Source organism: Citrobacter sp. RHBSTW-00524, assembly GCF_013747755.1.
GTDB classification, from domain to species: Bacteria; Pseudomonadota; Gammaproteobacteria; order Enterobacterales; family Enterobacteriaceae; genus Citrobacter; species Citrobacter braakii.
In genome coordinates, this window is sequence record NZ_CP056421.1 from 2,606,332 (window position 1) to 2,621,921 (window position 15,590).

Below are 15,590 nucleotides of genomic sequence, written 5' to 3' on the forward strand. Positions count from 1 at the left end.
TCACCTCTTATAAGAAGCGAAGCGGTCGGTCAGCCAGGGCAGGATTTCTTTCTTCCGGCTTGTCATACCGGGCAGCGACACCTGGAGAGAGCCTGTCAGGCTGCTATCTGAAAAAAGTAAAACGGAGTTCCGGTTGGTGATGTCTGTCACCATCAAAATAACCATGTCCAGCGAACTGTCTTTACAGGTTTTATCCATTTCCTGCAGCAGAGCGGGCAACAGGGGAGTAATATCAGCCATGTCGCGTACCTCAATTTGTGACAACAACAGGGGCACATCATGGATCCGGTAATTTTTGGCGTCACGATTGAGTAATACCGATGTGGATTGCCCGGTTATATCTGTTTTGGCACGCAGTAGCCCTGTCACAAACTGGTCATAATCGATACCGGCGATTTCACGCAAAACTGCCATGGCTTCCTGATCATGAGTGGTGGTGGTGGGGCCGGTCAGCGCAACGGTATCACTGAGGATCGCCCCCATCAGCAACACTGCCTGAGATGCCGTAATCGGCATCGGAATGTCATGCATCAGAATTGAGAGAATTACAGTTCCGCAGCATCCTACCGCCCGCACCCAGACATCCGGTGGATTGCGGGTAATGAGGGTGCCAATACGATGATGGTCAATGATGCCGATGACGTTGCTGTCCATCAACGAGGATGGTCCCTGCTCCGCATCCGTAAAATCAACCAGCCATACGGTTTTATCAGTCAGGTCGGCGGTGAGTAAATCAGGTTGTGAAACACCCGCGACATTGAGGATGTAACGGGTTTCCGGGGTGATATCCCCCAGGCGCCAGGGCGTTGCGGGACGACCAGTATAATTAAGCCAGTCAGCCACAACCAGCGCGCTGCAGATAGCATCGCTGTCAGGATTTCGATGACCGAAGACATAAATTGGATTATCTCTTTGAAAAGAGATAGATTCTGAGGTAAGCGGTAATGTGGTTTGATTTTTCATAGCGATACCTGACATACATGCCTATAAAAGGACTAATTCAACTGTATATCAGGCGTCATCATCCGGTTTTTAAAGAAACCGGCGGTTGGGAAAGGTGGAGCACCATCACCTTGTAGATCAATCTTATATGGGCCGTTGCAATAAATCAATATCAATTATTGTTCTCTGTTGTGTAGGTTATTCCTTACGCGCGGTGTCATCCTATCCCTCCAGGGCTTCTGCGAGAATGAACGGTGAGAATCTGGGGGGATCTGCCAGCCATCATGGATTTTTCTTAAGTTAACATTAAGGATCAGGCAGTATTATGTTTCTTTTTTCTGGGTAATTAACATTTATGCTGAATGAAATTGAAACTCTTAACAGAAAAATTTTCCTTGCTATGAACGCTAAGCCTGGAACGCCTGATTCAGCTCTGGTTATTGCGAATTTTTTTGCGAATACCCTTATTTATGCCATACCATTTATTATTATTTTTTTATGGTTTGCCGGTAAAGAAAAAGGAAAGATACTGGCGCTTCGCTCAACGTTAACAATGGTCATTGGTGTCGTGTTGAGCCTGATTATTGGAACCCTCTGGCCGCATCCAAGACCATTTATGGTTCCGCTGGGCTATGTCTGGTTTTCGCATACTGCAGATTACTCATTCCCGAGTGATCATATGACCATTTTTGTGTGTTTTGCGCTTGCGCTGATCAGCGCAAAGGCAGTACGTACCGGCCTGGTGGTGTTGGGCATTAGTATTCTGGTCGCCTGGTCACGTATTTATCTTGGCGTACATTTTCCTCTCGATATGATAGGAGGTGTCATCACGGGGATGGTGTCTAATGCTCTTTTCTGCCGGTTATGGAAATATAAAGGTGAATATGTATTCTCTTTTTTTAAAACAATCAGCTTAAAGTTATTCAAAATTTAATGATGGGTGGGAGATGGCAGTGGCAATATTTAAAAACTGTCATCTTCATTTCCTGTATCCTGATCTGTCTATCCTGAATAATATTTCACTGGCAGACAATCTGCGGAACACTCCATTATCCGGTGATCTGTTATGGTTTTGAGGATGATAGGAGGCCGATTCCGCAGGCGAAGCTGGAAAAATCATGGTCAAAGTTGGGCAGAACAGGTATAGTGCCCGGCGGAGATGGCGTTCCTCCTTATAACCACTGTTTTACTGACAGTTAATGACGCCTACAGAACACTGACCTTTGTCGGTACTGTAGGCTATTTTCTGCACGCCCCCATTGGTCAGCCCTGAAACTCACGAGCCAGGACCAATGAAACGACTAAAACACCACGATCAAATTGAATTATTTTCCTATATAGGGACATGGCTAGTTACTGCGAGTCTTATCGCATTACTGGCAGGTACTGCATCCGCGTTATTTCTTCTCTCACTCGATAATGCCACGGCATGGCGGGAATCCCATTCCTGGATGATATGGTTGCTCCCACTGGCAGGTCTCCTGGTCGGACTGGTTTACAACTGGTATGGCGAGCCCGTCAACGCTGGCAATAACCTGATTATCGATGAGATACACGATCCGAGAAAGGTGGTTCCGATAAGGATGGTGCCACTGGTTCTGGGCGGTACTCTCATATCGCATCTGTTTGGCGCTTCGGTCGGGCGCGAAGGAACGGCGGTTCAGATGGGGGGAGCCCTGGCCGATCAGCTGACGCATATATTTAAAGTGAAGAAAGACACTCGTCGGATCCTGCTGATGGCTGGGATGAGCGCGGGGTTTTCGTCAGTATTCGGCACCCCGATGGCCGGTGCTATCTTTGGGATGGAAGTACTGGCAATAGGGCGAATTCGTTATGATGCGCTGTTCCCCTGTCTGGTTGCCGCAGTGCTTGCCGATCAGGTCTGTCTGGCATGGGGGGTACATCACACACATTACCGCATCGATTTCATCCCGGCATTTACAATATGGAGTTTCCTGTCCGTTGTGATAGCGGGTGCCGTATTCGGGCTGGCAGGAATGGTATTCTCTGTCGCGACCGGAAAGGTCAGTGGGATCGTTAAACGTTATATTAAGTATGCTCCTTTGCGTCCTTTTTTCGGAGGGATACTGATTGCTGCTGCCGTCTGGTTTGTCGGTACTGATCGTTATATTGGTCTCGGTATTCCGGAAATTGTCCGAGCCTTTAAAGAACCGCTATATCCGATGGATTTTATGGGAAAAATGAGCTTTACCATCGTTTCCCTGGCGACAGGATTTAAAGGTGGTGAGGTCACACCTCTGTTTTACATAGGTGCCACTCTGGGGAATGCTCTCGCTCCTCTTCTGCACATGCCATTTGCTTTTATGGCCGGGATCGGTTTTGTAGCTGTGTTTGCCGGTGCGGCAAATACCCCGCTTGCGACAACCTTTATGGCGATGGAACTGTTCGGTACCGAAATGGCGGTATTTTCTGCCGTCGGCTGCTTTACGGCATATCTTTTTTCAGGACATACCGGGATTTATCATGCCCAGCGAGTCGGTCATGCCAAAAGCCGCCGATACCGTACACTTGTTCCGTCTGAGCTACGCATTTCTGAAATTTCTGCTGTTCGCAGGAAGAAACCTTTCGCGTTATCACGTGAAGAAAATGAAATAAAAATCCAACCGAAAAAAGACAAAGAAGTCACAATGGAGAGTTCTAAATGAGTGCAGATGCAGTCCAGACTTTAGCCGCTTTAAGATTATATTTTCCAGTCGCATCTAAAGCCAGTGCCAGACGTTTCTGGCACAAATTACTTGCTCCCCAACTGGCGCAGCATCTTCTTTCCGTGGCGAAGAAATCAGACATTAAAGCAGCGACATTACATCATGTCACCTCCGGTTATCTTCCCGGAAAACGATTATCTCACCATCATCCTGAGTTAACCAATATGACACATCCCCAGTGTCTCGAGCTACTGGACTCGGAAGAAAATCTGAGAGCTTTTCTTCATGAAAATATGGAAGAGTTAAAAAAGGTCTATGCCGTACTATTAAAATGTGAAGAGCCTCATGCTCACCATATTTCCCTTCATGCACCTGAGTTTGCCTGAATACAGGAAAGTATTCTGATAAAATATCCGGGGAGAGAACCCCGGATATCATGTTGTAATAAAATAACAGTTTAATTTTTCGACTAGTCATCGCAAGATTTCTCCGATTTCATTCAGAACGCCATGACCCGACGATAGCCGTTGGGAGATGTTAAGTTGTGTGGGTATGAACATGCTGCATCTGAACCGAACCCAGCACACCTTCACCGCCCAAACGCGACTCTGAGGTGTAAATAACGCAATAAAAATTATAACTTAGTACGATTTTGACTTTAATAATTCCATAAGTCGTTTAATTATAAACCATTATTATCTCTACAAGTCTTCGAGCGTGCTTATGAAAGAGATCTGTTCCGCAGATTCGTCAACATTTAAACATGTGCGTTTTGTTCTCACAGACATGGATGAAACGCTCACTTACAAGGGGCGTCTTGCGGCTGAAACCTATATGGCGTTGGAACGGTTGCAGAACGCGGGAGTCAAAGTGATACCGGTCACAGCCGCGCCAGCCGGCTGGTGCGACCAGATGGCAAGGATGTGGCCAGTTGATGGTGTCATTGGTGAAAATGGGGGGGTGTTTTTCAGAAGGCGTAATGACGGCCATGGTATTGAACGTTTCTTCTGGCACGGCACAGAAAAATATCCTGACGTCGCTGAGCGCCTGATGCAAATTGGAGAGCAGATAAAAAGGGAAATTCCTGCCGCTCATTTTGCCGACGATCAACCTTTCAGGATGACGTCCATTGCCTTTGCTAAACCGCCAGAAGCCTATCAGTGTTCATTAATACTTAACGCATTGACGCAAGCAGGTGCGACAACCACCGTAAACAATCTCTGGATTCTTGGTTGGTCTGGAGAGTATGACAAGTTATCTATGGCCCGACGAGTGCTCAGGGATTATTACGATCTCGACATTGATGCCGAGCGTTCTGCCGTATTGTATAGCGGCGACTCGACGAATGATGCGCCGATGTTTTCATTCTTTGAACATACGGTGGGAGTAAGCACGGTATCAGATTTCCTTGATCAAATCCCGAAACCTCCACAGTGGATCACCCGTGGCCCGGGAGGTGCTAGTTTTGTGGAAATTGCAGATGCGGTAATTGCCGCCAGATAATGAGAAACGCAGGTCCCGTCGGCTTATCCAGTCACAGTGACAGTGGCCGGGTTTTTTAATGCGTGTGCTTCTCTGCTATAAAAGATTTTTTTAACAGAAAGTTGAAATCACTTTAAGAGAACTTCATGAACTAACAGGAAATGCGCCTCTTTTAAATATATTCTGACAGCTTACTCTGCTTCAGTTCATGGACCTTTTCCAAACTAATAAAAGGTTGTAAAAAGCGTTATTGCGTCATTGGGGTAAGGTGTATTGACATCACAGGGCAAGCGCGATGCGGTAAAAGGGTTAGGCTACTACCCAACCTCAAGGGGGTCAGACGACTCCGGGTCCAATACATGGCACTTTTTATGTGTCAGGACTTTGTCTACTTGAGGAAAAACCATGAACTCACCATCGTCATTCGCGTCGCAGAAATTCGACCGTTAACTTGCTCGCACGGCCATCGGCCGCATTAAATCAAGTCTCAAAAAATTTGACTCTGTAGCCGATATCAACACATTTCGGCAAGGTTACCATGATGCGTACCATGTCCAAGGGCAACAGTCGGGTGAAACGGATTTGTTGACTGCCATGCTGGGCGTCGAAAAGCTCAATGATATACCGGCACTTGCCCTTGTCGTCGATGAAGGTTTGTCCTGGAACCAGGTTATTGATCGCCGTAAGGCTATGGCTGACCGCCTGTCTGCATTTATCAATCACCATGCAGCGAAAGCACATTTCCGGGTGCCGGATAATCTTTATGTTCAGTGTGTGAACCTAATCGAGTTAGTGCAGCCCCTGGCGATTGTAGAAGACAAGTATGAATCAAATTATCAGGAGATGGTTCAGGCCAAAGATGAAGGCCGCCTGATTGAGGAATTCCACCATGTGTTTGATCATTTAGTTGGGTCTGAGAATCCTGAGCAAAAACATGTGTACCGAGCTATCGCTTTACACTTCCTGGCCCAGGAAGACAGCCTTATGAATCGCCACGGATAATTTAGACACTTCCGAGCCGTTGATAATACTGGTTTTCATATTCTGCCGGTGACATCTGATCACTCGAGCCATGCCGACGCTTACTGTTATAAAACATTTCGATGTAATCAAAAATATCGCTGCGGGATTCTTCCCGCGTTCCGTAGATCTTTTTCTTGCTAGGCGATTTGTAGAGATTCATGCGTAAAACGCTGATTGGTGGACTATCAGGGTGTGAATTCATCACGGACTGAGAAGACCGTAACAGATTTAGCCCCCCTGGAGAGTGCAACATACAAATCACTTGCTCCCATATTTCCTGCATCCAGTATTAATGCGTGATCGCATTCCAGTCCTTTCAGAAGAAGTGTTGAGCCTATTGAGCGATGCGATACACGTCCTTCTCCCTGGTATCTGCGTTGTTCACGAATGACAGATGCTGATTCATGAATGCTTTTTTCGGGTGAACTGATGGACAGATTTATTGCATCTTTTAGCACTTGCAGCGCTCCGGCCCTGAATACGCGAGTTTCATACTTCTCTTCAAGCAAGAGAAGCGTTGTTCGCATGTTTTGTCGGGTGGGTGCCAGTGCAAGCTCTACTAATGCAATTTCAAGTGAAGAAGGGGGCGTTATGTTTCGACCGGCTTGAATAGAACCAATTCTGCGTAGGGTTGCGCTAACGCCCACATTTGTCATCAGCTCAGCTGCTGCCTGTAATATATTTGGCATCACGTTAGCGGTATTAGCCTCGTCAAGGGAAGTGGCCATTCTCATCACATCAGTCAGATCAACGGGTTCAACAACATCAATACCATTAATACGTTGTGCAAATTGATGCCGGGATGAAGCTCTTCGTGAATCACCCATAACCAAAATCGAGTCGTTGGGGAAATGTCGCAGCAGCGAGTAATATTCGCGCTGCTGGCGCTGGATATTGTCATTGTGATTTCGTGAAAGAGGATGAAAACGGACATATTCAGGACAAGACTTTAAGTCAATGCGCTCCCGGCGAAGTAAACGATGTCTTTGCTCAAGGATCCATTGGCCCAAATCTGGGGTTTGGGCATTGTTCCAGCGCCAGGGCGTCTGCAAGGTTGCCAGAGTAGGGAAAAAAGTCTCAACGGTTCGGGTCCAGTCAGGCATAGGGCCGCTGAAGCTGAAGATACATTGCATCGGGTCACCAAAGACGACCGTTGGTAGCAAACGTGAAAGCGCACAAGTCAGTTCATGCTGTTCACTATTGCAGTCCTGGTATTCATCGACCAGCAAACGCGAGTAAGTAGCTGTGATGATTTCGCTAATATTACCGTTAACAATCAGGTTCAGTACGGCACGGCGAAGAGAAGGGTAGAAAAGGGTTGGATTTTCAGGACCAACGTCAAGCGGGCACAATCCCGGGAAACAGCCTGCTATCTTCAGCGCCCATCCATCGATTGTTGTCACAATATAGTTTCGCGGAGGAATTGCAAAACGACTCAATCGCTTTTTGAGTGCCGTTACACCTGCAGTTGTATGCGTCAGCACGAGATACGGCTTACTTTGTGCAACACTCAGAGCGTCAGTAATCAGGTGGGTTTTGCCGCATCCGGCAGGCGCTACAATCAGGCCTTTAGTGGCATTTAAAACGGCATCCACACTCATTGTTGATCACCGTCATCTGCAGCCCACCCCAGCAAATCTCTGATTATCGCCTTGAACGGCCGTGAAAAATCATTGATAGCCGGGCCCACAATATTTTCCGCCAGGTCTTCAGCCTTGCCTATCGTTTTAAACCAACCATATTCACCTGCCGCACGCGCCACGGGCTCTCTCATTTCTATCGTTGGTTCCTCAGTGCATGCTTCAAAGTTATAAGCTCCCTGGGAGCAGTTCTGAATATGCTGATCCACCTGTTGTTGGCTGTTCAGAGCCGCAGCGAGGAGAACAATGTCACGGATAGTCTCAACAGGGCACCAGGCTAGCAGGGCTCCCTCTGTTGAAAAACCATTACCCCATTCAAAAATGGTCACGCCACTGGCCCGGCAATGTTCTGTCTTTAGTCTGTGTGCTTGCGAGATAATATCTGAGTCTTTTAGTAATGCAGTACGATACCCCAGTCGTGCAAAAACCTCGGCGCGTTTGAAATATTTTTCCCCACCGGCGCCATCGGTAGCAAAGGCACCTTGATCCTGAAAACCCGTTCTTCCTCTGCTTTGCCTGTATAAATCCAGTCCTCTGATAAAACCAACCTCAGTCCCACCTTCACCCACAATCACGGCTTTGCTAAAGAAGGCTTCAGCGCAGGCCCGTAAGGTTGCCTGTTCCTGATCTTCTCCGCTAAGTGTCAGGAAAAGGTGTGAAGGCTCTGGGGCCGGTTGATTTACTTTTCGCAGCACACATAGTTTGGTTGCTTGGAGTTCCCGGAGAACATATGGGGAATGAGTGGTGATGAATACCTGCGAAGTGGGCTCAGGATCGCGGGAGCCCAGTTGATGCAACAGCTGGCTTATTCTGTAGGGCTCCAGCCCATATTCCGCTTCATCAATAAGTATGGTCCCTGGACGCCCGACAGCTTTCTGTAACCCGCTTACCAGTAAACGGGTCGATCCCGTGCCAAGCATCCTCAGCGGCGTATTATCATTGTTATGCAGACTGATTGCGCTGTTAGAGAGTGAAACGCCATTAACATCCAGAAGCGCTTTCAGTTCACCGACCGGTACCCCAAGTGAATTCGCGATAGTTCTGACTTCGGTCAGAATGGCATCAAGCTGCGGAAGTTCCCGGGCAGCAAAGCTTTGCCGGGTTTGACGGGAAAGCTCGGCCAGCGTTGCGCTGACATTGAAATCCTCATCTGAAAGTTTGTTTAATACTGAGCGATTTCCCCATGCCAGGTGGTGGTGGGATGCAGCCCCAAGGCGCGTCGGGCTTAATTGCTCACGGTGCTTCCATTGCAGTCTTTTCTCCAGGCCTTCCGCAGTTGTTCGTTCAGAAAATAAGAGCCAGTCTGGTTCAAGATCATCTTCGACGACCATTCTCAGCGTGAGTACAGTCTCATCACCCGCCTGCGGTTCATCATGGATTTCTTTTGTTTCAATGTTGAACCCACGAAAATAGCGTCCGTAAGCTTCGAGATTCAGCAATCCGTCATCGAGCTGCCCAAGCGTTATGCTGATGCAGATTGGCGTGGCTGTGTTCATCAAATGAAAATCTGCATCACTGAACGTAAACGATCTTCTTGCGCCAAGCACCAGGTCAATCGCGTCAATGATGGTCGATTTTCCTGAATCCCCTGGGCCTATCAGACAATTGAGGCTTGGGCCAGGGCACCATTCTGCTTGTCGCACTGCCCGAAAGTTTTGGATGCTGATGTGGCGGATAACAGCCATTTATCGTTCCCTCATAAACCAAAAATGTTGTATCTGCATTGAATTGGAAGGAATTATTACACACATTTTCTGATTTAGCTGTGATGCAAAGCTGCTCCTGATTTGGCTGAAGAAAGATCATGAAAGATCGGGGGAGTCGAGGGTTAGTGCCCACTATAATTCTCGGCTTCATGTTTTCGTATACGAAAATTTTTAAGCAATAAGACACACCATAGCCATACGTGGCACTGACCACGTGAAATCAATTTTTTTTTATCAACTCCCTAAGAACGTGAGGCGCCAGCAGACTTTCGACTGGTATCACAGTATTGATTTTTACTGCTTTGACAATTTCAATCAATGACAGGGTGTTTTGTGCAAGTTGTTCACGTAGCTCTTTATTTTCCTCCTGCAACTGCTGATTACGACCAAGTAAAGCCTGGCGCGTCTTACGATTCACATACTGCTGCTTTTCTTTGGGACGAAGATTTAGAGGGGATAATTGTTGATCGACATAGGCTGCAATAAGACGTTTTCGTTCAATGTTACTTAATGTACTTAAGCCGCCATTGATGATGCCTTTTGATTTAAGTCTGGCATGCAAGCTTTTAGCCGAAATAGGCGATTTATCAAACCCTTCAATCAGCATCAGTTGGAGTTCATGCTCGATCTGAGTATCCAGTTCTTTACCACGCATCAGTCTTCTCCTTGTTTGATTTTTTGGTACTCGATAGCAAATAATTGAGCCAGAGTACGAATTTCACCTTCCACCTTTATTTCTCCTGACAGAAGTGCCTGAGAGGTAATTGCTTCCAACGAGTTTGAGCGTCTGCGTAATTGCTCACTTAGTGCATCTAGCTGTGCAAGACTATCGTCAATATTGCCTTGCACTAGCTGGTTGTCAGAAAGGGTTGCGGTATACTGTTCAAAAGCAAGTTTGGCCTCGTTTAATGCCCTACCTTTGACTACAACAGCGGAGTATTCATCAACACGCCCGGTCAACGTGAAATGCTCACAGGGCTTCAATGCCTGACACTTCATTCGATAAGGGCATCCCCACAAGTTAACGTCTCTCATGCAAGAACCCAATTTCAATGGATGCAGTACAGCGTGCCTTTGCACCATTTCAGATGCTTGCGATGGCCCTTCGTTTTTACTGATTTCTTCAAACGCAGCGGCAATGTCTTCGAATAGTCCATCGCCTAACGACGCTTCAATGAAGCCTGCAACATCGTTACGGTCATCGAAGGTATGTAGGTTTGCCTTTATATTTGTTTCCAGGCTCTGGACGCGATTAAACGTCATTAAACCACTTTGCTTTACCGCATCGAGAGGTGAATCAACGTCAACAGCACTAGATGCTGACTGCTCCGGTACGGTTGGAACTAAAGGGGTTAGAGAAGCTGCTTTTCGCCGTTCCTTGAGAGCCAGGTGCTGATAATGCTGATTTTGAGTGATATCAACACGCCCCATCAGCATCGCTTGTAAGTGGTCTGAAATCTCAGCAATAGCGAGAAAAGTATTAATGTTGTGTCGAGGGATATGTGTGCGTAGCTGAGTAGGGCGGCCGTCATCTTCAAGCAGCCTGTATTTGCTGAAAACGGACGTGTAACCCTCATAATTACCAAGGAACTTGTTTAGTCCATTATTATTCAGGGGTAATGGCGTGGCTTTTAGTTCCAACGTTCTCTTTAAAGTCAGTGATCCCTTGGGAAAAAGAAACAATAGATCTTCATACTTAATCTCGTATCTCCTGCCATTTTCTACCCATGCATGAGTACAGGGGGTGTTTGCACTGTTATCACCGAATTCATTTCTAAGATAATTACTAAGGTCCGACTTTGAATAATATTTTTCTTTTCCATTACCTGATCTAAGAATGACTTTTACCGGTATACAGCCACGTTTTTCTAACGCTTTCGATGCTTTATCTCGTAATCCTGCACGCCCCCGAAGCTCTGATGAGGACTGGGCTATGTGTTCTACAATAGAATCAAGTTCAACGTGTTCGCCGGCAATATCACTGATTGCCTTTGGTAAATAATCAGAAAATTCTTTAGACCGTAAAAATGCGAGATGTTTGCGAAAGTCAGTTGTTAGCAACTTAACCGACTTGAATATATTTTCAACCAGAGGTACGGCTAAAGGCTCGACCCAATGAGTTCGTTCGCCAGCTCCCTTTACACCAACATAGCGTATGCCAAGAAAATAATCCGGCAATCCATTATCTCGCAGACGTTTGCTGATGCCAGAATTATCTATTCGCCGTTTGACCAACGAATCCTGCCTGAGATTGAACGCTTCAACAGAACGAAATCCAGTGACGATCAGTAACAGAAGGCAATTTAGAGCAATTTTTTCAGTACTGCTTTCGACTCGCTGGATTAATGACACGATATTGAGGAATCCTCTAATTGTAATCAGAGCATCCTCACCATCAGTGGCCGTATCATCCAGCTTATCTTTTTGTTTTAGAGTGATTGTTTCCCGGGCTTTCCGGGTCAAATTAGTCTGATTGGTATAACGATCATCGGATACATATTGCAGTGTCACTAATGTGAAGGCGTGATGGTTTACTAATTTTTGAATCTTAACGCAACGCCCCTTGTAGTTGGCAACGTTGGGATCACCTGGCCGGGATGCAGCACTCAGAGTATCCATTGCGCTACGTACGACATCTGTAGTCAGATAGATGGGATGCGTTTGCCCGGTTAACTTGAAGAGGGCGCAGTACCAGCGTTTCAAAATAACCAGCGTTGCAACAGCAACCGCAGGGGAAATGCTACGATTTCGGCCTTGATAGATGAGTATCAGCATGGCTTTCATGAACAGCTGATAAGGCTCGGATAAAGTATGGTGCTCGTCGATCCCTTTGAGGCGATTAATTTCATCAAAACGCAATACACTAGCACCATTGCCACGTAACCAGCCGGAACCTTTTCTCCCGCATACCCAGACACGACTATCCCATGACTCAGCAAAATCTGCTGCGAGATTATCTTCAAACCAGGCTTTTTGTTCCGTAATAAAAGTGTCAAAGTTCTCGATATTTTTTATCATTGCTCGCAACCTCTGACGTGATGCAAATGACAACGGGCTATAACTGACTTGACTTCGATCTGCGTTGTTTCGTGGATAGAAATCAGTGGATTGTGAGCATTACCGATGCTATCAGAAACAGCTATCAGCTCATCGACTTCTTTAGAGATGCTATCTAATACGTCCTGGTGGTGGCCATCGAGGAAAGGGCGGTAATATAAACAACCATAACAGCAACGGACTTCACAGAAAGGGCATTCTTCATCGGCTCTTGCACAACCACCAATCTCGTAGTGAAGTCGATCACCAACCATGCCAACCACGCGTCGACCTTGCCATTCTTTTGAAGGTACCAGCTCTCCAGTCAACATCATAGCGACCATGTTTTGCCATACCGGATTGGTACCCAATGCTTTGGCTCGAATCAATGCCAGCGCAGGCGTCGCAAGAATGTAATGCTTGGCAACAGTAAGTGAAGTATGCCCCAGAATATGCGCAATTTCCTCGGCGCTGCACCCTTGCATAGCCAATGAATGGCCCACGTTGTGGCGCAAGTCGGTTGGCGTAATGGTTGGAAGAGCCGCTTCGCCACGCGCTACGGCAGCCTGATAATCTGGCGGACTGAAACTGAGAATGGCCTTGTTAATCGCCCTGGATACATAAAACGGTGCAGAGTGACTAAATTCAAATAGCTTACCATCAGGTTTTAGTTGCGCTTGCTCGATATAGTGCCTAATTAACGCACCAATTTCCGCTGGAATCGCCAAAAAAAGACGTTCAGTCGTTACGCGCCGCTGTTTGGCGTAGGGTAGAAGTAAGCTATAGCGTATTAACCCGGTTTCGGAGTTTCGGGTATCAATGCGCAAATCTTTTGCCGCCAGCTTGGCCAGTTGTGCCGGGCGGGCCCCGGTGACATAAGTCAGTCCCAGAATTGCTGCATCTCTCATGGTGTCCAGACTGTAGTTTTTGCCATGCCGAATCGACGTAGCCATTTCAAACAAGCCTTTACTGATCATGTTTTTTTCGAGCGGATCCAGAACCTGGTCGATTTCCTGATAGATGTCCCAGTCGTGGGAATGCGGGCGAGGGATAAATTCGAGGTCTTCGTAATCGTCTAGGGTGAAACCGGGGAATGCTTCGGCACAGAGGATTTTTAGGCCGAAAATGATGTAGTAGAAATATCGAGGTTCAATTTCCTGAGTTTCAAGGTAATCTTTCAACACCGTAAACGAGAAAGCAGATTGGGTTATGCAATGATCAGTTGCCAAAGACCAGGCATGGAGTACACCAGGAACCTGGGCTGGACACTTGGCAGATGCATAACGGAAGCAAATATATTTGATTAATTGGTTGCTGATTTTATCCTGACGAAAGTGGGCATAGCATCGACTGCCTGAATAATCGAATACCCAACTGTCATTTGTTGAATTAATATACTTATCATCGAAATAATCTGCTGACTTGAGATAAATACCAGCTGGTATATTAACTTTTGAAATACTTTCAACAAATACAGATGTGTAAATGGTACTGTTCGACTCATTTAACTGTTTATTGATTCGACTCATATGCACTCCATTCGTCGCATACATGAGAAAAGGTTGCTCTCAGAGCCTCGTTATCCATCGCGATTCGGTGAAGATTGGCCGTATTAGCCTGCTGTGATAGAAATCTTTTGGCATAAACATCAGGCATATGGCTATTGTGACTCCAGCCGCCAAGCAGTCGTAATTCATCCTTGGCTTCATCCATCAATCCAACGATAGAAAAATCCATGGCCGTAAGGTGTGAGTCGGCCTTAATTTTTTTAAGTTTTTCACGATAAATGCGTTGAAGTGTCAAATAAGCCCAGGTATGCCGCGTTATATGAGGCGAAATGCTTTCAATGGCATCAAAATATCCATCTGATTTATATTCAGGGTACTGCACACTCATAATGCCATCAATCCGGGTAAAGATGTCATAAACTGCATGGTATGACAGTGGAGGATGTTGTTTCTGGGTGGAAGTGAACAGAAAACTATGTGAGGCGCGATGGCGGATTTTATGGATATATAGATTCAGAAAATGATAGTCCAGTTTATCTAATGCCAGCACCCGGTTTGCATAGACATTCTTTAATGAAGGCAATCTTTTTCGCTGATCTGGTACGTCGTCATCTACTGTGGTCACAATCAGGCTGAACCGATCCCCTCGGAGATTGGGTTTAATCGAATGACACTCCAAAAGCAGTAATTCACTGACACGCAATCCATAATTTAAAAGCAATCGACAAATCAGAAAATTACGTAGCTGGATTTCACCAGCGGGGAAGGGATTAAATGGGTTTTTCTTTGAAATTGAACCGGGTGTAATGATTTGGTAAAAAGCCATGATCATCTCGGCAGTCAGACTTCGAAAGCGTTTATGGGTCATGCCATTGTTCATCTGACGAGAATGGGTAAGAGTGCGGAATTCTGCTTTATGTATCGATAACCGTCCTGTTAACTGCGTGGCAAGTCGTGTGAGCTCTTTAGGAGAGCCATCTATATATCTCGGCGAGATATACGTGTTAATCAAATATCTGATAAATCGAATAACCGCATGTACATGCCTGATGTTTGTACGACGTTGGGGCGTGGCCTGCGTAGTAGACCTGATGGTTAACACTGTTACAACTGAATGTCCATTTTCCAGAAAATGAAAAAAGGCTGTCAGTTCATCAATGGCGATCATTGGATTGTGGTTCGAGGAGTAGAAACTGAAGCAAAACGTCACGCCATGTTTCTGGTGCCAGAAATCATAGAAAAACTTGAGCGCTTGAAGTGAAGCGGATTGCGTGGCTGATGAACGAAAAGCAAGATGGTCTATAAGATACACTAATGGATATAACAGCGGCTGGCGCGTGTGAGTATCCATCAGTGCCCACAAACGCTGCCGTTGGTTGAGATTGAGTTGTGTGAGTGTGAACACGCGGCACTTATCCTCATAAACAGTATGTGTATGAACAAAGTAACCAACACACATAACGTCCTGCAAGAAGAAGATGGAGGGACAGGTAAGTGTATGATTGATCGTGGTCTGCGGGTGGTTATGAACTAAATGAACGACGGACTAAATTTAACATAATATACATTATGCGCACTGATGTTGAG

12 protein-coding genes, 1 pseudogene and 2 riboswitches are annotated in these 15,590 nt (G+C 46.2%); of the genes and pseudogenes, 5 read left to right on the forward strand and 8 right to left on the reverse strand.

Annotated features, from left to right (window positions below; translation table 11 throughout):
* A complete protein-coding gene (locus tag HV229_RS12520; RefSeq protein ID WP_049186882.1) occupies positions 1-963 on the reverse strand; it encodes a DHHA2 domain-containing protein in 963 nt (320 codons plus the stop codon).
* A 42-nt stretch (positions 964-1,005) separates the two neighbouring features.
* A riboswitch (Fluoride riboswitch) is annotated at positions 1,006-1,082 on the reverse strand.
* Positions 1,083-1,297: 215 nt separating this feature from the next.
* Here HV229_RS12520 and HV229_RS12525 point away from each other — a divergent pair.
* From HV229_RS12525 to HV229_RS12545, 5 genes are all read left to right on the forward strand, one after another.
* Positions 1,298-1,876 (forward strand): phosphatase PAP2 family protein, encoded by a 579-nt coding sequence (locus HV229_RS12525; RefSeq protein WP_023223699.1) that lies wholly within the window; start codon positions 1,298-1,300, stop codon positions 1,874-1,876.
* A gap of 212 nt (positions 1,877-2,088) precedes the next feature.
* Positions 2,089-2,158: riboswitch (Fluoride riboswitch) on the forward strand.
* A 76-nt stretch (positions 2,159-2,234) separates the two neighbouring features.
* Positions 2,235-3,608, forward strand: a complete 1,374-nt coding sequence (locus HV229_RS12530; RefSeq protein ID WP_049186885.1) for a voltage-gated chloride channel family protein — start codon at positions 2,235-2,237, stop codon at positions 3,606-3,608.
* Positions 3,605-3,994 (forward strand): DUF190 domain-containing protein, encoded by a 390-nt coding sequence (locus tag HV229_RS12535; protein WP_023223701.1) that lies wholly within the window; start codon positions 3,605-3,607, stop codon positions 3,992-3,994. Before HV229_RS12530 ends, HV229_RS12535 begins: the two co-directional genes overlap by 4 nt.
* Positions 3,995-4,331: 337 nt before the next feature.
* Positions 4,332-5,111, forward strand: coding sequence for an HAD-IIB family hydrolase (locus HV229_RS12540; RefSeq protein ID WP_023223702.1), 780 nt, complete (start codon positions 4,332-4,334; stop codon positions 5,109-5,111).
* A 573-nt stretch (positions 5,112-5,684) separates the two neighbouring features.
* Positions 5,685-6,092 carry a hypothetical protein gene (locus tag HV229_RS12545; protein WP_023223703.1) on the forward strand — a complete coding sequence of 136 codons (408 nt, stop codon included), beginning with the start codon at positions 5,685-5,687 and terminating at the stop codon, positions 6,090-6,092.
* A gap of 1 nt (position 6,093) precedes the next feature.
* Here the strand turns inward: HV229_RS12545 and HV229_RS12550 are convergent.
* From HV229_RS12550 to HV229_RS12580, 7 genes and pseudogenes are all read right to left on the reverse strand, one after another.
* Positions 6,094-6,249 (reverse strand): annotated as a pseudogene (locus HV229_RS12550) (IS3 family transposase); the annotation flags it as partial.
* A 49-nt stretch (positions 6,250-6,298) separates the two neighbouring features.
* Entirely contained in the window at positions 6,299-7,714 is a 1,416-nt protein-coding gene (locus HV229_RS12555) for a UvrD-helicase domain-containing protein (protein ID WP_008786698.1), read from the reverse strand.
* Positions 7,711-9,438 (reverse strand): ATP-binding protein, encoded by a 1,728-nt coding sequence (locus HV229_RS12560; RefSeq protein ID WP_049186886.1) that lies wholly within the window; start codon positions 9,436-9,438, stop codon positions 7,711-7,713. Before HV229_RS12560 ends, HV229_RS12555 begins: the two co-directional genes overlap by 4 nt.
* Positions 9,439-9,679: 241 nt before the next feature.
* Positions 9,680-10,114, reverse strand: a complete 435-nt coding sequence (locus tag HV229_RS12565) for a hypothetical protein (RefSeq protein ID WP_077259080.1) — start codon at positions 10,112-10,114, stop codon at positions 9,680-9,682.
* A complete protein-coding gene (locus HV229_RS12570) occupies positions 10,114-12,477 on the reverse strand; it encodes a hypothetical protein (protein ID WP_023223901.1) in 2,364 nt (787 codons plus the stop codon). The genes HV229_RS12565 and HV229_RS12570 overlap by 1 nt, the downstream gene beginning before the upstream one ends.
* On the reverse strand, positions 12,474-14,024 hold the full coding sequence (locus HV229_RS12575; RefSeq protein ID WP_049186888.1) for a site-specific integrase: 1,551 nt from the start codon (positions 14,022-14,024) through the stop codon (positions 12,474-12,476). Before HV229_RS12575 ends, HV229_RS12570 begins: the two co-directional genes overlap by 4 nt.
* Positions 14,008-15,408: a site-specific integrase gene (locus tag HV229_RS12580; protein ID WP_023223900.1), complete on the reverse strand. Its 1,401-nt coding sequence runs from the start codon at positions 15,406-15,408 to the stop codon at positions 14,008-14,010. The genes HV229_RS12575 and HV229_RS12580 overlap by 17 nt, the downstream gene beginning before the upstream one ends.
* Positions 15,409-15,590 lie beyond the last annotated feature (182 nt).